1 protein-coding gene is annotated in these 218 nt (G+C 67.0%); it reads right to left on the reverse strand.

Annotation, left to right across the window (positions count from 1 at the left end; translation table 11 throughout):
• Positions 1–218 (reverse strand): VCBS domain-containing protein (locus tag E1180_RS00005; protein WP_155189060.1); only part of this gene is annotated, 218 nt, incomplete at both ends.

Below are 218 nucleotides of genomic sequence, written 5' to 3' on the forward strand. Positions count from 1 at the left end.
CCGTCGACCGGCTGACTGACGGAGAACGCCTTGGTATCGCCAGTGTCGACATCGGTGGCCGACATCTGCCCGGTGACAGTGCTGCCGTCCTCGGTGGCCGAAGCAGTCGCCGCGCTCAGGACCGGGGCATCATTGGTGCCGTGGATCGTGATCTGGATCCGGTGGGCCGTGCCATCGGCCGAATGCACCTCGTAGATCGCGTGGCCTTCCTGCCCGGC

The sequence above is a fragment of the Roseibium denhamense genome (assembly GCF_009711415.1).
GTDB lineage: Bacteria > Pseudomonadota > Alphaproteobacteria > Rhizobiales > Stappiaceae > Roseibium > Roseibium denhamense.